The following is a 25,584-nucleotide window of genomic DNA, read 5'->3' as shown; positions in this document are numbered from 1 at the left end:
GTATTATTTAAAAAGTAAATTATAGTTTACCTTCATATTTAGAACCAATGTGTCTGATTTCAGTTCTTCTATTTTGTGCTTTACCTGCAGCAGTTTTGTTACTTGCAACTGGTTGGCTAGAACCAAATCCTTTAGACTGTAAGTTATCTGGGCTAACACCTCTTTGCACTAATGCATCCAACACAGCTTTAGCTCTGTCTTCAGAAAGTTTTTGGTTGATTTTAGCAGAACCTGTACTATCTGTGTGTCCTTCGATAGAGAATTTCGCATTTGGATAGTTAACAAGGATTTGTTTAATAGCATCTAATCTAGCTTGAGTTTCTTTATCTCCAGTTTTGAAAGTAGCTTTACCTGTGTTGAAGTAAACCGCTCTTGCTTGAACTTTAAGATCTTCTAAAGCCTCAGAAGTTACTTCTGGACAACCTCTGTTGCTAGCAGGACCGTATACTGTAGGACAATCGTCATCTTTATCAGCAACACCATCTTTGTCAGCGTCTAAGAAAGGACAACCACCATTTTCTTTAGGACCAGCAACTGTAGGACATTTATCGTCTTTATCAGCGATTCCGTCACCGTCAGTATCAGGACAACCTTTTAAAGCAGCTAAACCAGCAACATCTGGACAAGCATCATCTTTATCAGCAATTCCGTCACCGTCTGTATCAGGACATCCGTTTAATGCAGCTAAACCAAATACATCTGGACAAGCGTCAGAAGCATCAACGATTCCGTCTCCGTCAGTATCAGGACATCCGTTGAATTGTTTTAAACCAGCAACATCTGGACAAGCATCGTCTTTGTCGTAGATTCCGTCTCCGTCAGTATCTTTACCTCCGAATTTGAAAACTAAACCAGCCATGTGTTGGAAGTGAGATACAGCGTCTGGAGTTCCAGAAGCATCAACTCTATCTCCACTAACAGCCCATTTGTATCTTGTAGATAACTCAAGACCAATAGCATCAGTAAACCAGAAAGTAACACCAGCACCTGGGTTAACAGTTCCGTAGCTGCTATCTCCGAAGAAAGTATAACCTCCACCAACAGATAACGAAGGATCAACTACTTTAGATTTAATTAATTCTTGGAAGCTGTACTTGATAGTAGCATCAATTCCGTAATACATTAAATCCCCTGGATTATTAACTACCATTCCTCTTCCATCATGAGCTGGATTGCTAGGATCGAAGACAACAAATTTGTCAATTTTATTCACAGACCCCTGTAAACCAACAGAGAAACCACTACCAACATATCTTGACACACCAATGTAAGATAAAGATGGAAGAATGTTCCAGTTATCTTTTACATCAAATGGCTGAGAAAAATGCGCTGGAAAAAAGCCAACGTGATCCGGACTTGCACTAGTTCTTGTATCCACAGCATTAACCCCGAAAGAGATCGCCCATGGATTGTTACTGTCTTGTGCGTGAGAAGTTAAACCCATCGCCATCATCACAGCAACTAAAAGTTTGTTAAGATGTTTCATACTTAATTTTTTTAATTACAATTTAGTTAATTACAAGCAAAAGTAACACCAAATTTTTTAAATACAAAATGAAATGTTAAAAAAAACCTACAAAAATTCACAGAATATGGTAATTATATAACTTTTAACATTTTACCTGTTAATGTAAACGCTTGTATCGCCTTGTCCAAGTGCTCTTTAGTATGCGCTGCAGATAGCTGTACTCGTATTCTTGCCTTATCTTTTGGAACAACAGGAAAAAAGAATCCGATTACGTAGATCCCTTCTTTTAATAACTCATTTGCCATAATTTGTGATAATTTTGCATCATACAACATAACTGGAACAATAGCAGAATCACCATCAATTATATCAAAACCAGCTTTTTTCATTCCTTCTTTAAAATAATTAGTATTCCACTCCAATTTATCTCTTAAAGAGGTATCTTTTTCTAATAACTCAAAAACTTTAATAGAGGCACCAACAATAGCAGGCGCTAATGAATTTGAAAACAAATATGGACGCGAACGCTGGCGAAGTATTTCTATAATTTCTTTTTTTGCGGTTGTATAACCTCCCATAGCTCCACCTAAAGCTTTACCTAATGTTCCTGTTATAATATCAACACGCCCCATCACCCCTTTTGCCTCAAGGGTTCCCTTTCCTGTTGCACCAATAAATCCAGCAGCATGGCATTCATCAACCATTACCATTGCATCATATTTATCGGCTAAATCACAAATTTTATCTAAAGGAGCAACTAAACCATCCATAGAAAAAACACCATCAGTAACAATTAGCTTGAAACGAGCGCCAGCTTCATTTGCCTTAATTAATTGTTGCTCTAAATCCTCCATATTACTATTCTCATAACGATAACGCGCCGCTTTACACAAACGAACTCCATCTATAATAGAAGCATGATTCAAACTATCTGAAATAATCGCATCGTTTTCGCCTAATAAAGGTTCGAATACACCACCATTCGCATCAAAGGCCGCTGCATATAATATAGTATCTTCTGTACCATAAAAATCTGCGATCTTTTTTTCTAAAGTTTTGTGAATATCCTGCGTTCCACAAATAAAACGAACAGAAGACATCCCGAATCCATGAGTATCCATCGCATCTTTAGCAGCTTGAACAACTTCTGGATGAGAAGAAAGCCCCAAATAATTGTTTGCACAAAAATTCAAAACAGTTTCTCCTGTTGAAATTGTAATTTCAGCTCCTTGAGCGGAGGTTATAATACGTTCCTTTTTAAAAATTCCGTTTTCTTCAATAGTCTGCAATTCATTTTGCAGATGCTCTTTAATTTTACCGTACATTCTCTTATGTTTAAAACGTTAAAAATTAACAACTTACTTCAAAATAAGCCTTTAAACCTTTAACATCTGATTAATTTTTTCACAAATTTACTACATCGATTTCGGTTCCAATATACACCAAGACCTTTTTTAACACTTTATATCCTAAATCCTCAACAGCATCTTGATATTCTTGAATTTGCTGTTTATATTTAGAATTTATTGCACCAGTCTTGTAATCGAGTATATAAGCTTTTTTATCTTCTGTCAACACAATTCTGTCAGGTTTTAGGATTTTTCCTTGTTTTTGAACAATTGTCTGCTCATTTAAAATCTTGACATTCCCTTCGAAACAAACACTAATTTCAGAATGATTTACAATCTCCTTCAACGTTTTCAAAACCTGATTTGTTTGATCCAACTTTATCAAACCTTCCTCAAGAGCTTTTGCAACTGCCAATTCAATATCTGACTTATTTTTTACGAAAGCCAAAATTTCATGAACGACATTCCCATACGATATTGCCTCTTGTTGATTCGTTCCCCACATTAAAGCTTCTCTTTGGGCTATTTTTATGTTTTTTGGGTTTAAAACCTCTCTAACAACTGGAATTTCTTTCACCGAATCAACAAATTCGGCTGATTCAGATAATTTAGTTGGATTCCCAAATTCATATTCTAATTTTTCTGAATCATAAATTCCAAGATAATCCAAATATTTGATAAAAAAAGAAGCCATATTATTAGGAAACTCACCGTCTTTTCGTTCTTTTAAAGATTGTGAAATCACATATAATTGTTCTTCCGCACGGGTCAGAGCCACATAAAGAACATTTATATTATCTAATAGTTCTTCTTGTTTTTTTAAATTGAAAATTGCTGACGCGCTTTCTCCAAAATTTTCGACAGCACTGCTGTTATCAATCAAAGCCTTTGGAACACCTAAATCCGCTTCAGTATCAAGCCATAATTTATCTTTTGGTTTTCGATTATAATCCTCTTCTGCAAAAGGCATAATTACAACTGGAAATTCTAAGCCTTTTGATTTATGAATAGTCATTATTCGGACAGCATTATTCCCTTCTGGAGAAGGAATACTGAATTTCTCAGCGTTTTTATCCCAAAAACTCAAAAAGTCTGCAATACCTGCCTGACTTCTCATATCTCTTTCCAATACAATATCCAGAAAAAATTGCACGTAGGCATTTCCTTCTGAAGGAAGAATAAACTTAGAAATGATAATTTCTACGGCCTCATATAGTGATTTTTTTCGAAGATCTTCAAAATTCAATGAGACATCAAAAGTCAGAAGCCATTTTTCAAAATCAGTTTCTGACTTATTTGACATTCCATCGGCTATAAAATCATGAATCGGAATTCCCCTGTCTAGTGTTGAAGCTAAAAATTGAAGGAAGTTTGCTTTCGATTCTAAATCGGCACTATTATTCAGATATTTTAAAAGATGAATTATCAAGCGAACTTCGGTTGCATTTTTTATCATTAACGTTTCTGAAGACAAAAGCGGGATATTCTGCTCTGTCAAATAATTAGCAATTGCAATTCCTTGGTCTCTTTTTCGAGTCAGAACAACAATGTCCTTATACTGAAAACCTTCATTGACAACTTTTAAAATCGTATTTAAAGTCGCCAAAACATACAAATCCGATTTTTCAACGGCTTCTTCCTCATCTGCCGTATCAGTTTTTTCAATAATTGGAAGAAATGAAATATTCACGTAACCTCCTTTTTTCGAATTTGCGTTCTGAAAACTATGATTTTCATATAAATCTTTATAATCTTCGTTTGAAAATTCAGCAGAAATAAATTTAAAAAAAGCGTTATTAAAGTCAATAACTTCACTAAAGCTCCTATAATTTGTATTTAAATGCTTTATCTCCTTATCTGGATTATTAAAAGGATTCACATCTTTACTAAGCTCAATAAACTGCTCTGCTTTTCCTCCTCGCCAACGATAAATAGATTGTTTAGGATCTCCTACAATCATCAACGTTCCTTTATTTCCCAAATCATCTTGGCCCGAAAGCGAATTGTCGATCAGCGGGATCAAATTTTGCCATTGCATTTCAGATGTATCCTGAAACTCATCAATAAAAAAGTGGCGATATCTCTCTCCTAAACGCTCATATATAAAAGGCGCCGGTTGATTTTGAATCTCCCTATGAATTATGGCGTTAAATTCAGAAATAGAAAGAATATTTTGTTCCGATTGAATTTTTGCCAATTCATTGCTTACAGTATTCAACAATGAAAGCGGCGTAATATTTTTCAAAAAAGCTTTATAAAAATCTCTTTTTTCGAAATTCTTGTAAATCTTACTCAATATCTGAAGCAAATCAGGAATAATATTTTCAATTAAAGCACGGTCTTTGGCCGTTTTATTAATCGCAATTTCATCAAATTCATGGAAAGTCTTATTTTTCGGATTGAATTTTCCGTCACGAATACTTTCTAAATGATTTGGAAAAGTCCCGCGCGAAAAGGACTTAAAATCAATTCCGTTTTTATCTATTAACGAAAGTGCATCTGTTGCCCAAATTTCATTTTCATTTTCCAAATCTTTACAAAGCGCGAGCATTTTCTTTTTAATCTCGATAAATTCTTCAATTGATTTATCATGAAAGTGCAAAATTTCGTTTCGATTATTTTCATTCAGCACCAATCTTCCTGTTTCCAAAATCTCACGAGAAACATCCCAACTTTTGTCATCATCAGTTTTTTCCATCGTAAAATCGATCAGCAAATTAGTCAGCGTTTCATCTTGACCCGCTTGGGCAATAATTGCATCTACAGCCTCTATCAATAGATTCTCAGTATCCAAGGTAACTTCAAAAGTCATTGGAAGATTCAAATCGTGCGCAAAGGCTCTAATTACTTTATGGGTAAATTTATCAATTGTCGAAATATCAAAAGCCGCATAATTATGTATTAAATGCTTAATGATATTTTGAGATTTTGTTTTGATTTTAATAATCGAAAGCCCGGTCTCTCTAGCCAAATCCTCCATTAAGGAAATTGCTTTTGAAGAAGGTTCGTCTTTTGCGAATTCCGACAAACTACCAACAATACGGCTTTTCATTTCGTGAACCGCTTTATTGGTAAAAGTTATCGCTAGTATATTTCGATATGCATCGTTTTTTGGCGAAGAAAGAATAATTTTGAGATACTCTTTAACCAATGTATATGTCTTTCCCGAGCCTGCAGAAGCATCATAAATAGAAAAAGACGGACTTTGCATAGTTTGATTTTTTGTATCGTAAAAATAATACAATAATATTAAACCCCAATAATGAAAAATTCCAAATTCCAATATCTACTTGCAGTGAATGCTTTGAATATTAGAATTTGGAATTTTATTATTTTTTAATTAATTAATTGTGTTTTGGGAAAGCTCTTTTATTGAAAACCAATAAAACTCCGACACCTGTAGAAATCGCAACATCGGCAACATTAAAAATCGCATTAAAAAAAGCAAAATGTTTTCCTCCAAAAATTGGCAACCAAGTTGGAAGATTACCTTCCCAAATAGGAAAATAAAACATATCAACTACCAAACCATGAAACCAACTTCCATAAGGATTAGGTGAAAAAAGCGTCGCTATATTGTGTGTGCTGTCATCAAAAATAACTCCATAAAAAACAGAATCAAGAATATTTCCTGCAGCTCCCGCAAAAATCAAAGCGATTGCCACAATCAAATAAGTAGAATGGCGTTTTTTTACTGCATCAGCAAGCCACCAACCGATTCCGAAAACTGCAAAAATTCTAAACACCGTCAAAATAAGTTTTCCATATTCTCCTGGTATTTTTGTCCCCCACGCCATTCCTTCATTTTCGATAAAATGAATTTTAAACCAATCAAAAACAGGGAATTCTTCACCAAGAATAAAATTTGTTTTTACATAAATTTTTGACCACTGATCTACAATTAAAACTAAAAATATAAGAAGATACGCTTTTCGTAATGACATTTTGTAAAATTTTGATGGGCAAAAATAACAATTAAATCAAAAAAAGAACTCCCAAAGGAGCGTTAATTCATATAAGTTATAAATAAAGTTATTTTATCCTCAGGATAAACAAAAAAAGCACTCCTTTAAGAGCGCTTTTTTTCTCACGTATTTATACGTAATTTTATCTCTGCAAGTTTTTAGCTTCGATACTCATTGTTGCATGAGGAACGATTTTAAGCCTTTCTTTGCTGATTAATTTACCTGTTACTTTGCAAATACCGTATGTTTTATTTTCAACACGGAATAAAGCGTTTTTTAAGTCACGAATGAATTTCTCTTGTCTGATAGCCAACTGAGAGTTCGCTTCTTTTGACATGGTCTCACTTCCTTCTTCAAAAGCTTTAAAAGTTGGAGAAGTATCGTCAGTTCCGTTATTCAAATCGTTCATATAGGCACTTTTGATCAAATCAAGATCTTCTTGTGCTTTTTTAATTTTTGCCTGGATTATTTCTTTGAACTCCGCTAAGTCAGCGTCAGAGTATCTTGTAATTTCATCTATCATGGTATTTATACTTATTTTGAAATTAATATCATTGTTCTAATATCATCAAACTCAATTTCTGTGCCGTTTTCTAAAGCATCCACAAAAAACAAATCATCTGTTAATGTCTCAGACTTAATATAGTCCTCATTTTTTGAAACTGCATCTTCTAAAATGCCATCTCTTTTTATCTGTACCTTAATCTTATCAGTAACTTCAAATCCTGAATCTTTACGGATATTCTGGATTCTGTTTACCAATTCTCTTGCGATACCTTCATTTTTCAACTCCTCAGAAATTGTGATGTCAAGTGCAACTGTAATTCCGTTTGAATTTGCAACCAACCATCCTTCAATATCCTGAGATGTTATCTCGACGTCTTCTAATGATAAAGTTACATTATTTCCAGAAATAACAATATCCAGCGTTCCTTGCTTGTCTAACTGATTAATCTGATCCGCTGTAAAGCCTTGTATTTCTTTGGAAATCAGACCCATATCCTTTCCAAAACGAGGTCCAAGAGCTTTAAAATTAGGCTTAATTTGTTTTACCAAAATACCTGAAGCGTCGTCTAAAAGTTCGATTTCTTTTACGTTTACTTCGGCTTTTACAAGGTCGGAAATAGCTTCTATTTCAGCTCTCTGATTCTCGTCAAGTACCGGAATCATTACCTTTTGAAGAGGTTGACGAACTTTAATCATCTCTTTTTTACGCAGTGATAAAACTAAAGAGGAGATTGTTTGCGCCTTCTGCATTTTGCTTTCTAACGTTTTATTAACAAAGTTTTCGACAAATTTCGGGAATTCAGCCAAGTGAACACTAGCAAAATCCTCGGTTCCCGTAGATGATGTCAAATCTCTGTATAATTTATCCATAAAAAATGGAGCCACCGGAGCGCTTAATTTACTGATTGTAAGCAAACAAGTATAAAGCGTTTGGTAAGCTGCAATTTTGTCTTTTGCATATTCTCCTTTCCAGAAACGACGACGACATAAACGAACGTACCAGTTACTCAAGTTTTCCTGAACAAATTCAGAAATTGCTCTTGTCGCTTTTGTTGGCTCATAATCTTCATAACATTCATCAACAAACTTTATTAAAGTATTCAACTCCGAAATGATCCACTGATCGATTTCCGGTCTTTCGTTTAACGGAATTTCAGCTTCAGCATATTTAAATCCGTCGATGTTAGCATATAACGAGAAGAATGAATAGGTATTGTAAAGCGTTCCGAAGAATTTACGTTTTACCTCAGCAATTCCCTCAAGGTCAAACTTCAAGTTGTCCCACGGATTTGCATTCATAATCATATACCAGCGTGTAGCATCTGGGCCGTTTTCTGCAATGGTTTTAAACGGGTCTATGGTATTTCCTTTACTCTTAGACATTTTGATTCCGTTTTTATCTAAAACCAAACCGTTTGAAACTACGTTTTTGTACGCTATTTTATCAAAAACCAAAGTTCCGATAGCGTGTAAAGTATAAAACCATCCACGAGTCTGGTCTACTCCTTCAGCAATGAAATTAGCTGGAAAATCTTTATTCCCATCAATTTTGTCTTTGTTCTCAAAAGGATAGTGCCATTGTGCATAAGGCATTGCCCCAGAATCGAACCAAACGTCGATTAGATCACTTTCGCGCTTCATAGGTTTTCCAGAAGCCGAAACTAAAGTAATAGCATCAACAACATTTTTGTGCAAATCGATTAAATCATAATTTGACTCAGCCATGTTTCCGATTTCAAATCCTTTAAACGGATTTTCTTTTTGGAAACCTGCTTCGATCGATTTTTCGATTGCATTGTACAATTCTTCAACAGAACCGATAATAACTTCTTCCGTTTTATCTTCTGTTCTCCAGATTGGCAAAGGAATACCCCAATATCTAGAACGAGATAAGTTCCAGTCGTTAGCATTTTTAAGCCAGTTCCCAAAACGTCCTTCACCAGTAGATTTAGGTTTCCAATTGATAGTTTCGTTCAGGTCGAACATTCTATCTTTTACGTCGGTTACTTTGATAAACCATGAATCTAGAGGATAGTATAATAACGGCTCATCTGTTCTCCAGCTGTGTGGATAACTGTGCACGTATTTTTCAACTTTAAATGCTTTATTTTCTTCTTTAAGACGAATAGCGATTTCAACATCTACAGATTTCTCTGGGGCTTGTCCTGCATCGTAGTATTCGTTCTTAACATATTTACCAGCTAAATCACCTACGTGAGAAGTGAATTTTCCTTGTAAATCAACTAAAGGAACCGCTGTTCCGTTCTCGTCTAAAACCAACATTGGCGGAACTTCTGGTTTTGCTTCTTTTGCTACTTTAGCATCATCTGCACCAAAAGTAGGCGCTGTATGCACAATTCCTGTTCCGTCTTCTGTTGTAACGAAATCTCCGGCAATTACTCTAAATGCATTTTCAGCATTTTGATATGGCAATACATAAGGCAATAATTGCTCGTAACGGATTTCTACTAAATCGGCTCCTTTTGCTTCTGCTAAAATTTTGTACGGAAGTTTTTTATCTCCGTTCTTAACATTGTCAAAATCAGCGTCGTCTTCACTTAAGAAATATCCTTTTCCGAATTGTTTTCCAACTAAGTTTTTAGCCAAAATCACATTGATTGGCTCAAAAGTATATTGATTGAAAGTTTTAACTAAAACATAATCGATTTTTGGACCAACTGTCAAAGCGGTATTTGATGGAAGTGTCCAAGGAGTTGTCGTCCAAGCTAAGATGTGAATATCTCCAAAACCTTGTAAAAAGCTTGGAAGCGTTTCTGGTAAAGTTTTGAATTGCGCTACAATTGTAGTATCTGTAACATCTCTGTAAGCTCCAGGCTGATTAACTTCGTGAGAAGACAATCCAGTTCCTGCTTTTGGTGAGTATGGTTGAATTGTATAACCTTTGTACAACAAACCTTTATCGTAGATTTGTTTCAAAAGCCACCAAACCGACTCCATATATTTTGGTTTATAAGTCACATACGGATCTTCCATATCAACCCAATACCCCATTTTTTCGGTCAGATCATTCCATACGTCCGTATAACGCATAACGGTTTTTTTACACGCTTCGTTATATTCTTCGATCGAAATCGTTTTGCCAATATCTTCTTTAGTAATTCCTAATTCTTTTTCAGTACCCAATTCTACAGGCAAACCGTGAGTATCCCAGCCGGCTTTTCTTTTTACCTGAAAACCTTTTTGAGTTTTATATCTGCAAAAAATATCTTTAATCGCACGTGCCATTACGTGGTGAATTCCAGGTAATCCGTTTGCTGAAGGCGGACCTTCAAAAAATACGAAAGGCTCAGCACCTTCGCGAGTAGTTACACTCTTTTCAAATATATTTTCTTTCTTCCAAAAATCAAGAACTTCAGACGCTACAGTTGGCAAGTCAAGTCCTTTGTATTCAGTAAATTTTGTACTCATTTTATCCTTTTCTTAAACGAGGTGCGAAAGTAATGAATTTTGAGGAAATTAGAGAAAAGATAACGGAAAAAAGACTCATTTGAGGGAATTTCAGGTAGATTCCGCAACAAAAAACACGATTTTAACCGATTTAAGAGAAAACTTCTTTTAAAATCTCCAAAGATTTAGGTTTTTTGAATCCTTCCAAATGCAGACTGTAATAATCGATCAGGATTTTTAGCAAAATTTGTCTTTCTAAAACATGAAAAACTTTTTGATCGTTGTCGAATTTTAATTCCAATAATTTTTTAAACAAATTTGTTTCATGCTCAGAAAGCAGATTTCCATTTTGAAAAAGCGTAAAAACACCTTCATTCATTTCAAAAAAAGGCAAATCGATTTCAGAAATATCAGGATAAAAACCGAGATATTTTGTAATCTCTAAAAGCAGGATTAAATGAAAATTTGAAATTTCGTCATGATGATCCAGCCAAGTCAAAGCGGTTTCTAAAAACAGAAAAAGCTGTTCGTTTTTTTCTTCTTCCTGAATGGAATAATGAAGCATTTCTGAAAGAAACATCACTATTGTACTTTTTACAATATCAGTGTGAATGCTCTGAAACGGCACAGCGCTCTTTATTTCTTTGAAATTTTCTAACGTCCCTTTATTTTTATGAACGGCTTCGATTTCCAAAATCGAAAACGGCTGAAAATAAGCAATCTTCTGGCTTGTTTTCCGACTCGAAAAAGCATCGCGCACAAAATACGATTTCAGTCCGCTTGAAAGTGTAAAGCACTTTACAATCAAGCTTTTTTCCTGAAATTTTAAGGATGAGATTACTATGGCTTTGGTTTTGACTTGCATCGTATAATTTTTCTAGTTTTCTAAATTAACGACTTTCTTTAAAGTCCTTAATTCATTTCAAAATTACCTGTCTTTTAATTCTGACTTTAAAGCATGTGCAAATTTACTTGTGAAAATTTCAGCTCCTTTTTTATTCAAATGTTCTGCGTTATAAAAAAGTGTCTTATCAAAACAAATTTCATCATCTGAATAGTCATAAAATTTTAAATGATACTCTTTAGCATTTTTTTTATAAAGCTCTAACAATTCCTCTCTATTTGATACAAATTTTTGGCCTTCTACATATTCTGGTGTATAGAGCAAAATTAAATTGATTTTCATTTTTTTACACTCATTAATAAAAGTATAAAAAAGGTTTATCTTTTCTTGATCCAATTTAATTGCATATGATTTCTTTTTGGCCTTAACTTTGTCAAAATCATCATTCCATTTTAGGTCCATACCTAAATATCCATTATGCCTATATTTTTCTGTTGGTACTCCATTGGCCATGTATTCCGAAACAGTTTTTAATTCATTGTTTTTCCCTAAATACCGAACAAGAGGAATAATGTATTCTAATCTATTATAATAATCATAAAAGCTTGTGTATTTCATAATATCAAAGTTCCATAACATATACGGAAGATATTGGCCTGCTTCATACAAACCAAGTGGCTTATGAAAAGAGAATATATCGACTGAAAGGATAATTGTTTTAGGCTTAATATTATGCTTCAGAAATTCCAAATGACGCAGATACTGCAAATCAAATGTATGTCCATCATTTCCAAAATTATAGACTTTACAATTTAAAGAATCACTCATAATTTTAGGATCAATATGAACCCATGCTCTTGAGGATCCATAAATTGCAATATCACAATTCGCTTTTGAATTGTAAATATCATCCATGACTTCGAATTCACCCGGAGCTTGATTCGATTTGCTTAAATAAGACGAAATAATACAATCAACTGGATAAGAAAGAATTACAATAGGCGAAAAGAAATAGAAAATTTTTAAAACAAACTTTTTCATACATTAAAATTGAAAATAAATAAATTGCTCTTCCTTACCACTAAACCAAAAAACAGCTATTATAATTATGTAATAAAATAGATAACGAAAAACAGGCTTCCATTTTAATCCAAATTTAGCAATCGCAAATTGATCTTCTCTACCGCACCATTCAACAATCATAAAAACAGATAATAATAGAAAAAACTTCTTTTGAAAATCATCTCCATCATATTTAGGGTAAGTGAATAAAGAATCTGAAAAAATGTTCGAAATATAATCTAAAGCATGTTCTACATTATTTGCCCTAAAAAATATCCATGCAAAAACAACCAAACCAAATGTTAGAGCAATTTGAAAAACCTCTTTAATCCCTGGTAAAATTTTACCTTTTGCTACAATATCAATATTTTTCCTATTAGTCTCAAAAATGATCGAAGGTATAATATATAATGCATGTAAAAGCCCCCATATTATAAAAGTCCAATTTGCACCGTGCCAAAACCCACTAACCAAAAAAATTATAAATGTATTTCGAATTTTCTTCCACATTCCCACTTTACTTCCTCCAAGAGGAATATACAGATAATCTCTAAACCAACTTGATAGTGAAATGTGCCATCTTCTCCAAAATTCTGCAATGTCTCTTGAAAAATACGGAAAAGCAAAATTTCTTAATAAATCTATACCAAAAAGACGTGCAGTTCCTATAGCAATATCTGAATAACCTGAAAAATCACCATAAATCTGAAAAGTAAAAAAAACTGCACCAAGAACAAGTGTGCTCCCAGAATATTCCGCAGAATGATCAAAAATATTATTAGCATATTGAGCACATTGATCTGCAATCACTATTTTTTTAAACAATCCCCATAAAATCTGTCTTAATCCATCGACTGCTTTTTCATAGTTAAATATTCTTTCTTGTTTAATTTGAGGCAAAAGATGAGTTGCTCGTTCAATAGGCCCAGCAACAAGCAAAGGAAAAAAGCTTACAAACACAGAATAATCCACAATATTTTTTTCTGCTGGTATTCTCTCTTTATAAATATCAATAACATATGATAAACCATGAAAGGTATAAAACGAAATGCCTACGGGCAATAATATATCCAATGTCAGAGGATTTATATGCAATCCAAAATTTGCGACGCCCTCTGAAAAAGATTTGATAAAAAAATTATAATATTTAAAAACACCGAGAAAGCCAAGATTTATTGATATACTGAGCCAAAACCAAAATTTTCGAGTCGTCTGGCTTCTAGATTCTGCAATTTTTAGTCCAGAAAAAAAATCTAAAGCAGTAGAGAAAATCAATAAAAACAAAAACCTCCAATCCCAACATGCATAAAAAAAATAACTTGCTAAAAGCAATAATATGTTTTGTGATTTCAGTGATTTATTTACAACAAACCAATAAAGCAGAAATATAATTGGCAAGAAAATCGCAAAATTTAAAGAGTTAAAGAGCATGTGGACAAAGACTTGTTTGGAGTTTTAATTTATTTTGGAGGTCAAAGATGTTACTTTTTATCGAATAATCATCACTTTTTTTACTTTCGTCTCACCACCATCCTGTGCAGAAATAAAAATCATATAAACTCCCGAAGAAACTTTATATTTTCCAAAAGCAGTTGTATCCCACTCTATCGTTCCGCCTTCCGAAGTTGTTTCGTAAACTAAATTCCCTTCAATATCTGTAATTTTAATATTGGCTTTATCTAACAATCCCGCAACTTTTACAGTTCCTGAATAGGTTGGCCGAACCGGATTTGGATACACATAAACATTATTCAAATCTTCATTGGCTTCAGTGGCAATTCCGCCAAAAGAAATCAAACCTTTATTGGTAGCAATAAAAACCTCACCCGTTGCGCTATTGATTTTAATATCGTTTATGGCGTTGCTTGGCAAAGGCGAATTGCTATTTGTAAAATGATATTTGGTTTCCTGTCCGTTTGGCGAAACCATAAAAACCCCAGAATCACTTGTTCCAATCCATTTATTGTTTGCACCATCAACAGCAATAGAAGTTATAAATTGCTCGTAAAGAAGCTCCTGAGCCAAATTATCTTCCATAATAATGATTGGATTTGCTTTTAGCTGGCTTTCATTCTGAAAATTTCCAACATTAGATAAAACACGTAATCCTTTTGTTGTACCAATCCAAAGCTGATTTTTATTATCAATTGCTAACGCTCTAACATCTGCAATTGGAAGATTTCCGGCATCGGCGCCAAAAGTCATTTTTTTGAATGTATTGTTTGTTTCATTAAAACCTACAACACCGTCTCTATTCGTTGCAATCCATTTTACATTATTTCGATCCACCAGAATTGCGCCATAACTACTTGCTTGAGCATCATCTAAAATTGAAGTCATAGCATAACTCCCCCATTGATTATTCGATTTCAGAACTTTTAATCCGTTTTTTATACGACTATTTGTAACCCACAAATTTCCTGTTTTATCAAAAGCTGTTGCGTTTATACGAACATCAATATAATTTGGTCCTTCGGTAGTAATTGATTCTAAACCACTATTTTTTTCATTATATAAAAAATTCGGAATATCATCTTCGATTCGCAATAAACCCGAAAAGAAAGAACTTGCATAAACTTGTTTTTCATTTTTAGGATTAATAATAACTCTTGTCATTGACTTTGCATTTTTAACATCTGAATACGGAATATTCAACCAGCCAGATGTATTGTATTTGCTAACTCCGTAACTATCCAAATCATACGGATTATAGTAAGTATCATAATCTCCATAAACTGTCCAGAGAACACTTGGGGTCACATCCATCGAAAAAATATTATTTCTTGCCGGTCCCGCAGGAGTATTATTTACAAATGCAGCACTACTTGAAAGCGATGATGAAAACATACCTTTTTCCTTTGTTCCAATAAAAATAACATCCCCAACTGAAGTTGCGCTAGTGAAATTTACAGTATTATCTAAAACTTGAGAATTAGAAATCTGACGAATTAAAGTCATTTGGCTATTATATACATAAACAGCATTTGGTATCGTTACAAACAAATTATGATTTTTTGCACGCATATCAACCGAAGCCTGTGGAAGTTGAGAAAATCCAACAAAATTATTTGAGTTAAATCGGTGAATATATCCTGCAGAATTAATCGCAATCAATTCAGAATCGACACTTTCAACACTTGACCAATCTCCAGAATTCACAACAGTCCATTGTTTGAAGTCATTCAAATTTGGATTTTCAATATTTGCTCTTCTTATGCCACTTGAAGTTGCAGCATAAATAAATCCATTAAAAAATGCAGTTTGCTTAACACTGATTTCGGCACCGTTATCACCTATAAAATAAGTATCGCCAAACTGCTGTGTTGTCAAATTAAATTGCACTATACCGAAATCGCAGGAAACATAAACCAATCCGTTATGCTCCATAAAATGATTGATTTTTTTAAGATTCGGTGCTAATTGTTTATTGATGATGTCTACAACTTTCAGAATGCTGCCATCAGTTTCATTAATTACAATCATCAAACCGTTCTCGTAACCCACTATTGTCTTTTTGAAAACCTCACTGTAATATACCGCCGAAATAGTTTGGCCGGAAAGTCCGTCAATTGTTGTTATTGTTTTAGTAGTATTCGCTAAAGCATTTTTGACAAACAATGCATTTTCTGAAGCCGCATAAACTGCAGTTGATGATTCTGAGATATCCTTTACTTCGTTGAACGAAAAATAACCCTGCCATGACAATTTATTTTGTGAAAAACTAAATTGAAATAGAAATAGAAACAAAACATACAGAAAGTCTTTCTTCATTTTTTTTACATATTCGAATAAACAAATATACTACAAACGAAAGTATTTGCTTTTTGTTCTTTTATAAATAAAAAATGCCTTCAATTGCACAAAGACAAATGAAGACATTTTCAAAAAACTATAAAAAAAATATTTATACTACACCTTGCGCAAGCATAGCGTCAGCGACTTTAACAAATCCGGCAATGTTAGCTCCTTTTACGTAGTTTACATAACCATCTTCTTCTGCACCGTATTTTTTACATTGATTGTGAATTCCAACCATGATATCTTTCAATCTCAAATCCACCTCTTCGCTTGTCCAATTCAAACGGATAGAGTTTTGCGTCATTTCTAATCCAGACGCCGCTACTCCACCAGCATTTGCCGCTTTTCCAGGAGCAAAAAGCACTTTATTATCCAAGAAAAGCTTAATTGCATCTAATGTAGAAGGCATATTCGCAGCTTCTGTCACACATAAAACACCATTATCTATAAGTTTTCTAGCATCTTCGCCATTCAATTCGTTTTGAGTAGCACATGGAATTGCGATATCAACTTTTACTTCCCAAGGGCTTTTTCCTTTATGAAAAACAGCATTTGGATATTTCTCTAAATATCGCTCTGCTCTATTATCTCCGGTAGCTCTCATTTCAAGCATGTGGTCGATTTTTTCTCCAGAAATTCCTTCTTCATCATAAATATAACCATCAGGGCCAGAAAGTGTAACCACTTTACCTCCAAGTTCATTTACTTTTAGCGCCACTCCCCAAGCTACATTTCCGAATCCAGAAATAGCAACTCTTTTACCTTTAATCTCATGTCCAATAGTACGAAGCATTTGATCTGTAAAATAAACTACTCCATATCCTGTAGCTTCAGGACGTATTAATGAACCTCCGTAAGCCAAACCTTTTCCAGTTAAAACTCCTGTAAATTCATTTCTGATTCTTTTATATTGACCAAACAAATAACCAATCTCTCTTGCTCCAACACCAATATCTCCAGCAGGAACATCAAGATCTGGACCAATATGGCGACATAATTCTGTCATAAAAGATTGGCAGAAACGCATAATTTCACCATCTGACTTTCCTTCCGGATCAAAATCAGAACCACCTTTTCCTCCACCCATTGGAAGCGTTGTCAAACTGTTTTTGAAAACTTGCTCGAAAGCCAAGAATTTTAAAACTGACAAATTTACTGTATGGTGAAATCTTATTCCTCCTTTATATGGTCCAATTGCAGAGTTCATTTGAATTCTGAATCCTCTGTTTACAATAATTTCGCCCTTGTCATCTACCCACGGAACTCTAAAAATCACAGATCTTTCCGGTTCAGCTATTCTAAGAAGTAAATTTTTTCCATCATACTTTTTTCTTTCTGCAATAAACGGAATAACTGTTTCTGCAAATTCTCTAACAGCTTGAAGAAATTCTGGCTCGTTTGGATTTTTTGACTCAACCAGAGCCATAAATTCATTTATTTTTTGTTCCATTTTTAAATAAATTATTCAAATAATAGTTTTTAGCTTAAATCAATTAAACAGGAAAATACGTTTAAGAAAACGTTTTCGTATCAACAAGCAAAGATAAGGCAAAACAATGATGAATTGTTATTTTTTTTCGTTTTTAGAGCAGAATTGTGTTATTTCTAAACAAAAATAAAAATCCAATTTTATGCCTTGGATTTTGCACCAAATAACACCACTTAAAGTCAGAAAATTAAGTGTTTTGTTACTAATTTTTTAATAGACATATTTAATATTTTGTTTAGATTTCCTTTTTTATATATTTGCCTAGATTTCAAAGCCCAAATACTATGCTCAAACCCGTAATTATCACGCTATTTGCCATTCTTGGAATTAGCAATGTTGCAAATGCTCAATCTGATCTTGCACAAGAAATAGGAATATTCGCAGGACCTGTAACATTGCAATCAGATTTTGGACAAAGAAATAATTTGGATACTAATGTTGGAAATAGTGGATTTGGCATCGGAGTTATGCATTTCATCAACTTTTCAGCCGCTAATAATCGAGAAAGTTTTTTCACTGAGCATTTTAAAGTACGATCTGAACTTTCATTCAGCCATACTCAACTAAAGCACTACGGAAAATGGGTTGACAAAAAGCCAGAAACTCCTTTTGTTACAATGCTTAAAAACATGAACGCAAGTACAACTACAGTAGGATTAGGATCTCAATTAGAATTCTCTTTTATAAAAATACATGATTTCGAAAACTCAGTTGGTAGCTTCAGCCCGTATTTAAGCCTAGGATTTCAGGTAAATTATTATTCAGCAAAAGTTGGTTCTCATTTAGGAGACTTAACACTTCCAAATGTTACAATAGGCAAATATTTAACCCCATCTGACGGAAGACCTCACGGTTTTTCTACTGAAACTGGAGTTGTTGTGTCAGCAACTGGAGGAGTAGGTGTTCATTACAAATTAACAAAAATGAGCGATTTAATGTTTGAAACTCGTTTCCAAATGTACAGCAATGACTGGATCGATGGTTTAAATCCAAATAAAGATATCTATAAAGAAAACAAGTCAAACGACTGGCAAGTTTGGTTTAACTTCGGATATATTTATTATTTAGAATTCTAAACTAGAAAAATCACAACATAAAAAATCCCAAAATCCAAAACATTAAAAAAATTGGAATTTGGGATTTTTATTTTATCTATTTCTTAAGATAATGCTTGCTCTAAATCGGCGATTAAATCTTCTGCATCTTCAATACCAACACTTAATCGAACCAAATCATCAGTTATACCAACTTCAGCTCTTTTATCTGCAGGAATCGATGCGTGCGTCATCAAAGCCGGATGATTTGCCAAAGATTCAACTCCACCTAAAGATTCTGCCAAAGTAAATACTTTCAGTTTCTCTAAAAAAACAATAGAATCTTCTTTTTTGCCTGAAACAAAAGTAAACGAAACCATTCCACCAAAAGCTTTCATTTGCTTTTTAGCAATTTCGTGAAACGGATGATTTTTTAATCCTGGATAATAAACCGTTTTGATTTTAGGATGATTGCTTAAAAACTCCACTACTTTTTCTCCATTTTCGCAATGTCTTTGAACTCTTAGAGAAAGCGTTTTTATTCCTCTTAAAACTAAAAAGCTATCCATTGGTCCTAATGTTGCGCCAGTTGCAAATTGCTGGAAATGCAATTGATCTCCCAATGCTTCATCTTTGACAATTAAAGCCCCTGCAATAACATCTGAATGTCCTCCTAAATATTTTGTGGCAGAGTGCATAACAATATCAGCGCCTAGATCCAACGGCTTTTGCAAATATGGTGTTGCGAAAGTATTATCAACTGCAAATAAAATTTTATTGGCTTTGGTAATTTTGGCAACTTCTTCAATATCGGCCAATTTCATCAATGGATTTGTTGGTGTTTCAACCCAAATCAATTTTGTGTTTTCATTAATTAGCGATTTTAATTTCTCCAAATCAGTCATGTCAACAAAATGGAATTTAATTCCGGAATCTTTATAAATTCTAGAAAACATTCTGTATGTTCCGCCATATAAATCATCCATTGCAATGATTTCATCACCGGCTTTAAATGATCTTAAAATACAATCTGTTGCAGCTAAACCAGATGAAAAAGCAAGTCCGCGAGTTCCATTTTCAATACTTGCCAAAGCATTTTCTAAAGCGGTACGAGTTGGATTTGACGCTCGACTGTATTCATAATCTGCCAAAGGCTTCCCTGGACTTGTCTGAATAAAAGTTGAAGTTTGATATACCGGAGGCATTACTGCACCTGTACTTGGATCATGATGCTGACCTCCATGTATTACTTTAGTATTGAATTTCATATAGTTACAAATTTTAATTCTATAAATGCTGTACAAATTTACCGTTTAATTTATTCTAATCCTGAAAACAACTCCTTACCTTTGTATATAATTAACATTTTTTGACATAAAATCACTGATCTTCAGACTTTTGCTAAAACAGAAATTCATTTCGAAAAAAAAATGTTACCTTTTATGTCTGCTAACAAATAACTTTCACATATATGAAACATTATACTTTTTTAGTCTTTTTGTTTTTGATATTTACAAGTTGTAACAAAGAGCTTTCATTTGAAAATGAAACGTTTGAGAAAAAATCTACCATTCCCTGCAAAAGCGATTGTCCTATAATCACTATTGAAGTTCCAATTGCTAAAAACGCAAAAATTACCGCTGACAGCATTAATAAAAAGGTTTTCTTGGTTGTAAAAGAAATCACTTATTTTGATGAAGACCCTGCAAAAGCAACCGATTATAATATGCTGGCACAATCGTTTATCGATTCATATGAAGAAATGCACAAAAAATTTCCTACTGAGACTTTTGGCTGGGAAGCAAAAATTATAGGAAATGTAGAATTTCACTCTGAAGAAATTTTAAACATCAAAATTGATCATTACACTTTTACAGGCGGAGCTCATGGATATCAAGGTTTTAGATCATTAATATTTAATCCAAAAACCGGAAAAACAATTTTTATGGATCAATTATTTATTAATGAAAAAGAATTTAAAGCCTTCGCTGAAAAAAAATTCAGAAAGAAATATAAAATCCCAGCAAAAGCCAATATTAATGCAACCGGATTAATGTTTGAAAACGACAAATTTCAATTGCCTCTGAATATTTTTTACACCGAAGAAGGCTTGCTTTTATATTACAACTCCTATGAAGCGGCATCCTACGCCGACGGCCCAAAAGAAATTCTATTTGCGTATGATGAGGTAAACCAATATTTGAAATACCATTAAAAATTAAAAACCAAAAAATCATTTTGGGTTAGACGCACTGCAGTGCGTCTCTACAGAAAACCTTTGTACCTCTATTACTCTGCTGCTTTGTACCTTTTTCATTGAACATCATATTTCATTTTCCTCAAAATGCGAAGTGCTTCTTTAAAAGACAAATACACTTGAGGGAAAGGCTTTAAAAGCAATTTCGAATCAATTAGCTTTTGCTTAGCTTCATCAAAACCATTCAAATAGCAAATCATAAAAGTAGACGGAAGATTTTCGAGATCTGCTAATTCTCGTGGCGACAAAGCAAATCCTTTTTGAAGTTTTTGAAGCAATGCCATATTTGAATTGTAAATATGGTACAACATTTTTCGATTGAACTCCGGTGGCTGAAAGAGCATTTCGCGATCAATCTTATAATATCCATTGTCAAAAAAATGTATGGTTTGCTTCTCCAAAGGATAAAAGCTTGTTTTGTCATTTAATCCCAACGGAACATATTCTGTAATGGTAAATGTATCATCATTATATTCGATCGTAACAACATCCTGAGCCGAATAAAATAGCTTAATTTGTTCGTTTATCAATTCGATGTCAACTCTGGACAGAAACGTTTTATCGCGAGATTTTTTAGCAACTCCAGCCCAGCAAATCACAAACAATTCTTTAAATACTCGGTATTTTGGCGACATATCTTTATGCCTGAAATTCATAAAATCGATAACGCCATCTAAAGTATACTGAATACTGTTTCGAGAACTATTTTCAATTCCGATTACTGTTTCAGTGTTTTGATAATTTTTCTCTACTTCCTCGTGCTCTTCTAAAGGAGTAGAATTACTGCCACGCCTCACAAAGACGCTATTAGCAAGAATAGTATGAATTCCTTTTTTAAAATACGAGATTTTACTTTTAGGTTTTATAGTAACCAGACCGATTACTTTATCTTTTGGAAGATTTGGAAAAGGGACGTTTTCATATTGAATTTTTGGAGGATTTTCCAAAAAGGCATTGACCAAATTTTGAATTCGGCTGTCATCAAAAAAATCATCGCCAACAATTTCGTTATCTTGATCTTCTACTCCAACCACAATATAAGAATTGTTATTTGGGTTAGAATTGGATAACGCACAAATGTGTTTTAAGAATTTCCCTTTCCCTTCCCGAGAATGAAGATTCAATTGCCTTTTTTTGTCATAAAAACTGCTTTCGTCATTATGAGCGAGGAGATTTTTAATTAAAAGGCGTTTGTTGATCATAGTCTATTTTTTTTCTGCCACTAATTGCAATAATTAACACTAATTAAAAACCCGCAAATCATTTTAATTCCAATTCATAATCTTAAAACGTAAAAAAGACGCACAGCAGTGCGTCTCTACAATAAAATTTTCTTTCAAATATTTTTCTTGACAATTGTTGCCGAGGCTTGCGCAGTCGGATAAACAATCAAATCAGCAATATTCACGTGATATTTTCTTGACACTACAAAATGAATAATGTCAGCAATATCTTCAGCTTGCAATGCGTCTAAACCTTTATATACATTTGAAGCTCTGTCGGCATCGCCTTTAAAACGAACTTCGCTGAATTCAGTTTCAACCATTCCTGGATGAATTGCTCCAACTCGAATTCCATACGGATTCAAATCCATTCGCATTCCGTTGTTGATCGCATCGACAGCATGTTTTGAAGCGCAATAAACATTTCCGTTCGGATAAACTTCTTTTCCTGCAATTGATCCAATATTGATAATATGCCCGGATTTTCTTTCGATCATCTGTGGGATAATTGCTTTAGAAACATACAAAAGCCCTTTTACATTTATGTCAATCATAGCATCCCAATCATCAATATCTCCGTTTTGAATCGGATCTAAACCATGTGCGTTTCCGGCATTATTGATTAAAACATCAATAGTCGAAAAATCAGTTGGCAATGAACCAATTGCTGCAAAAACATTTTCTTTGTCCCGAACATCAAATGATAAAGAATATACTTCTGTAAAAACCGAAAGTTCTTTTTCTAATTCTTCTAAACGATCCTTACGTCTTCCGCAAAGAATAACTTTATAATTGTTTTTTGCCAATATTTGTGCAGTTGCTTTTCCAATTCCGCTTGTTGCTCCAGTAATTAGGGCTGTTTTTTTCATTTTAAATATTTTGTTTTAACACATAGAATCATAGCTTAACTTTATCTAAAAAAAGGCATTTCATTTCATCTGAATTCACATAGCTATGTGAAAGTGAAACGTTGAATAGTTCTTTTCAGAAAAACATAAAATCTATGTTTCTATGTGTTTATTTTTTTTGCATTTTAGCTGAACACTAAAAACTGTAAACTGAATACTAAAAATTAAGGCACATCGTCGCCCATACTTTCAGTCCAGATTGCAAACCAGTCTTCTTTGTCCATATCTAATTCAACTGCTTTTAATAACGCTTGAATTCTGGCAACATTCACCGTTCCCGCAATTGGAATAACACCTGCTGGATGTTTTAAAATCCAAGCTAATAAAAGTGTATCAGCTCCTAAATGATATTTCTCTAATAAAGTTGAAAACAGCTTTTTCAATCGGCGTGTTTTTTTGGTATCTTCTCTAAAAACAGTTCCAAGCGGATTCCATGATAATGGACGAATTCCATGCGTTTGCATATAATCTAAACTTCCGTCAAGCATTGGTTCAAAATGTGTTGCCGAAAACTGCACTTGATTAAAACTGACTTCTGTTTTCTGGCGAATTAATTCGGTTTGAGAACTCGTAAAATTCGAAAGTCCGAAATCAATAATTTTTCCGTCTGATTTTAATTTTTCAACTGCCTCAGCAATTTCATCAGCCTGCATAAGCGGACTCGGTCTGTGCAATAAAAAAACGTCAATAAAATCTGTTTTAAGTTTCTTTAACGATTCTTCTGCCGACCAAATTATATAGTCTCTAGAATAGTCATAATGTTTGATTTTTGTGTTGCGATTTTCATTAACCAATTGGATACCGCATTTTGTAATCAATTGTAATTTTTCGCGGGAAATTTTACTTGCTTTAAATGCTTTTCCAAATTCAGCTTCAGTGGTGTAATCGCCATAAATATCGGCGTGATCAAAAGTAGTGATTTTGTTTTCGATACTAATTTGTATCAAGTTTTCCATTTCTTTAGCTGAAAGATTTTTATCCCAGATTCCCCAATTCATAGTGCCTGAAATAATAGGCGATAATGTTGTTTTGCTCATGGTTATATTGCGTTATTTTTGGTAATAAATATGCTTTTTAAAAACATATCCATCAAAGTTCTTAAAAATATAAAAATAGATTCACAATTCGTCCTTAAAATTAGGTGTTTGGTCGAAGTTTTAACCATTCTTTAACATCTTACTTCTCAAAAAATATTCAATTTGCACTCTCAAAAACCGGACGTAAAAATCAAGAGTTTAAAAAAGCTTTTAAAAACATTTATATGGAAGAAAATACAACGACTTTAGACATTAGAGCGATCAATGAAAAAATTGAAAGAGAAAGTGCTTTTATAGACCTTCTTACAATGGAAATGAACAAAGTTATTGTGGGCCAGAAACATATGGTCGAGCGTTTATTAATTGGTCTTTTAGGACAAGGACACATTTTACTTGAAGGAGTTCCTGGTTTGGCCAAAACTTTAGCAATTAATACGCTTTCTCAAGCGGTACAAGGTTCTTTCAGCCGTATTCAGTTTACTCCCGATTTATTACCTGCCGATGTTATCGGAACGATGATTTACAATATTAAAGCAAACGAATTCTCTATTAAAAAAGGGCCAATCTTTGCTAATTTCGTCCTTGCTGATGAGATCAACCGTGCTCCTGCAAAAGTTCAGTCTGCCCTTCTTGAAGCAATGCAGGAAAAACAAGTAACTATTGGTGACACTACTTTCAAATTAGATCGTCCGTTTTTGGTATTAGCAACACAGAATCCAGTTGAACAAGAAGGAACTTATCAATTGCCTGAAGCGCAAGTTGACCGTTTTATGCTAAAAACTGTTATTGATTATCCAAAAATTGACGAAGAGCGCTTTGTAATTCGCCAAAACTTAAAAGGAACTTACGAAAAAGTAAATCCGGTAGTTTCTGTTGATCAAATCTTGCGTGCGCAGGAAGCTGTTCGTGAAGTTTACATGGACGAAAAAATTGAAAAATATATCTTAGATATCATCTTTGCTACTCGTTATCCAGAGAAATACAAATTAGCCGATTTAAAACCGCTTATCAGTTTTGGAGCTTCTCCACGTGGAAGTATCAACTTGGCTAATGCTGCTAAATGCTATGCTTTCATCAAACGTCGTGGTTACGTAATCCCAGAAGACGTTCGTGCTGTTGTTCACGATGTGTTACGCCACAGAGTTGGAATCACTTACGAAGCAGAAGCAGAAAACATTACTTCTGTAGACATTATCAACAAAATCGTAAACGAGATTGAAGTACCTTAAAAAGTT

18 protein-coding genes are annotated in these 25,584 nt (G+C 33.8%); 3 read left to right on the top strand and 15 right to left on the bottom strand.

Annotated elements, in window-relative coordinates:
• Window positions 1–19 precede the first annotated feature (19 nt).
• The 11 genes from H600_RS0107995 to gdhA form a co-directional block, all read right to left on the bottom strand.
• Complete coding sequence (locus H600_RS0107995; protein ID WP_026728290.1) at window positions 20–1,486, bottom strand: OmpA family protein; 1,467 nt, start codon at window positions 1,484–1,486, stop codon at window positions 20–22.
• A 113-nt stretch (window positions 1,487–1,599) separates the two neighbouring features.
• Entirely contained in the window at window positions 1,600–2,793 is a 1,194-nt protein-coding gene (gene kbl / locus H600_RS0107990; protein ID WP_026728289.1) for a glycine C-acetyltransferase, read from the bottom strand.
• Window positions 2,794–2,872: 79 nt separating this feature from the next.
• Window positions 2,873–6,028: a UvrD-helicase domain-containing protein gene (locus tag H600_RS0107985; protein ID WP_026728288.1), complete on the bottom strand. Its 3,156-nt coding sequence runs from the start codon at window positions 6,026–6,028 to the stop codon at window positions 2,873–2,875.
• Window positions 6,029–6,161: 133 nt separating this feature from the next.
• Entirely contained in the window at window positions 6,162–6,761 is a 600-nt protein-coding gene (locus H600_RS0107980; RefSeq protein ID WP_026728287.1) for a lipoprotein signal peptidase, read from the bottom strand.
• Window positions 6,762–6,924: 163 nt separating this feature from the next.
• Window positions 6,925–7,305: a TraR/DksA family transcriptional regulator gene (locus H600_RS0107975; RefSeq protein WP_012022792.1), complete on the bottom strand. Its 381-nt coding sequence runs from the start codon at window positions 7,303–7,305 to the stop codon at window positions 6,925–6,927.
• 11 nt (window positions 7,306–7,316) lie between these two features.
• Window positions 7,317–10,718 (bottom strand): isoleucine--tRNA ligase, encoded by a 3,402-nt coding sequence (ileS, locus tag H600_RS0107970; RefSeq protein ID WP_026728286.1) that lies wholly within the window; start codon window positions 10,716–10,718, stop codon window positions 7,317–7,319.
• Window positions 10,719–10,848: 130 nt separating this feature from the next.
• Window positions 10,849–11,562: a DNA repair protein RecO gene (gene recO, locus H600_RS0107965; protein ID WP_026728285.1), complete on the bottom strand. Its 714-nt coding sequence runs from the start codon at window positions 11,560–11,562 to the stop codon at window positions 10,849–10,851.
• Between the two features lie 63 nt (window positions 11,563–11,625).
• Window positions 11,626–12,582 carry a hypothetical protein gene (locus H600_RS0107960; RefSeq protein WP_026728284.1) on the bottom strand — a complete coding sequence of 319 codons (957 nt, stop codon included), beginning with the start codon at window positions 12,580–12,582 and terminating at the stop codon, window positions 11,626–11,628.
• Between the two features lie 3 nt (window positions 12,583–12,585).
• A complete protein-coding gene (locus H600_RS0107955) occupies window positions 12,586–14,034 on the bottom strand; it encodes an MBOAT family O-acyltransferase (protein WP_026728283.1) in 1,449 nt (482 codons plus the stop codon).
• 57 nt (window positions 14,035–14,091) lie between these two features.
• The gene (gene porZ / locus H600_RS0107950) at window positions 14,092–16,374 is read right to left on the bottom strand and encodes a type IX secretion system anionic LPS delivery protein PorZ (RefSeq protein ID WP_026728282.1); all 2,283 of its coding nucleotides are present in this window, start codon (window positions 16,372–16,374) and stop codon (window positions 14,092–14,094) included.
• Between the two features lie 133 nt (window positions 16,375–16,507).
• Window positions 16,508–17,851, bottom strand: a complete 1,344-nt coding sequence (gene gdhA, locus H600_RS0107945; RefSeq protein WP_026728281.1) for an NADP-specific glutamate dehydrogenase — start codon at window positions 17,849–17,851, stop codon at window positions 16,508–16,510.
• A gap of 323 nt (window positions 17,852–18,174) precedes the next feature.
• Between gdhA and H600_RS0107940 the strand changes: the two genes are divergently transcribed.
• Window positions 18,175–18,966 (top strand): THC0290_0291 family protein, encoded by a 792-nt coding sequence (locus H600_RS0107940; RefSeq protein ID WP_026728280.1) that lies wholly within the window; start codon window positions 18,175–18,177, stop codon window positions 18,964–18,966.
• A gap of 83 nt (window positions 18,967–19,049) precedes the next feature.
• Here H600_RS0107940 and H600_RS0107935 read toward each other — a convergent pair whose 3' ends face one another.
• Window positions 19,050–20,192, bottom strand: a complete 1,143-nt coding sequence (locus tag H600_RS0107935) for a cystathionine gamma-synthase (protein WP_026728279.1) — start codon at window positions 20,190–20,192, stop codon at window positions 19,050–19,052.
• A gap of 203 nt (window positions 20,193–20,395) precedes the next feature.
• Here H600_RS0107935 and H600_RS0107930 point away from each other — a divergent pair, with 203 nt between their 5' ends.
• Window positions 20,396–21,139: a DUF3298 and DUF4163 domain-containing protein gene (locus H600_RS0107930; protein ID WP_026728278.1), complete on the top strand. Its 744-nt coding sequence runs from the start codon at window positions 20,396–20,398 to the stop codon at window positions 21,137–21,139.
• 98 nt (window positions 21,140–21,237) lie between these two features.
• On the opposite strand, the gene H600_RS0107925 is transcribed toward H600_RS0107930, so the two are convergent.
• From H600_RS0107925 to H600_RS0107915, 3 genes are all read right to left on the bottom strand, one after another.
• Window positions 21,238–22,383: an ATP-binding protein gene (locus tag H600_RS0107925; RefSeq protein ID WP_026728277.1), complete on the bottom strand. Its 1,146-nt coding sequence runs from the start codon at window positions 22,381–22,383 to the stop codon at window positions 21,238–21,240.
• 134 nt (window positions 22,384–22,517) lie between these two features.
• Window positions 22,518–23,273 carry an SDR family NAD(P)-dependent oxidoreductase gene (locus tag H600_RS0107920; RefSeq protein ID WP_026728276.1) on the bottom strand — a complete coding sequence of 252 codons (756 nt, stop codon included), beginning with the start codon at window positions 23,271–23,273 and terminating at the stop codon, window positions 22,518–22,520.
• Between the two features lie 203 nt (window positions 23,274–23,476).
• Window positions 23,477–24,349, bottom strand: coding sequence for an aldo/keto reductase (locus H600_RS0107915; RefSeq protein ID WP_026728275.1), 873 nt, complete (start codon window positions 24,347–24,349; stop codon window positions 23,477–23,479).
• Window positions 24,350–24,573: 224 nt separating this feature from the next.
• On the opposite strand from H600_RS0107915, the gene H600_RS0107910 reads away from it, so the two are divergent.
• On the top strand, window positions 24,574–25,578 hold the full coding sequence (locus H600_RS0107910) for an AAA family ATPase (protein ID WP_026728274.1): 1,005 nt from the start codon (window positions 24,574–24,576) through the stop codon (window positions 25,576–25,578).
• Window positions 25,579–25,584: the final 6 nt, after the last annotated feature.

The sequence above is a fragment of the Flavobacterium denitrificans DSM 15936 genome, from assembly GCF_000425445.1.
GTDB lineage: Bacteria > Bacteroidota > Bacteroidia > Flavobacteriales > Flavobacteriaceae > Flavobacterium > Flavobacterium denitrificans.
This window is presented reverse-complemented; position numbering and strand designations above follow the sequence as displayed.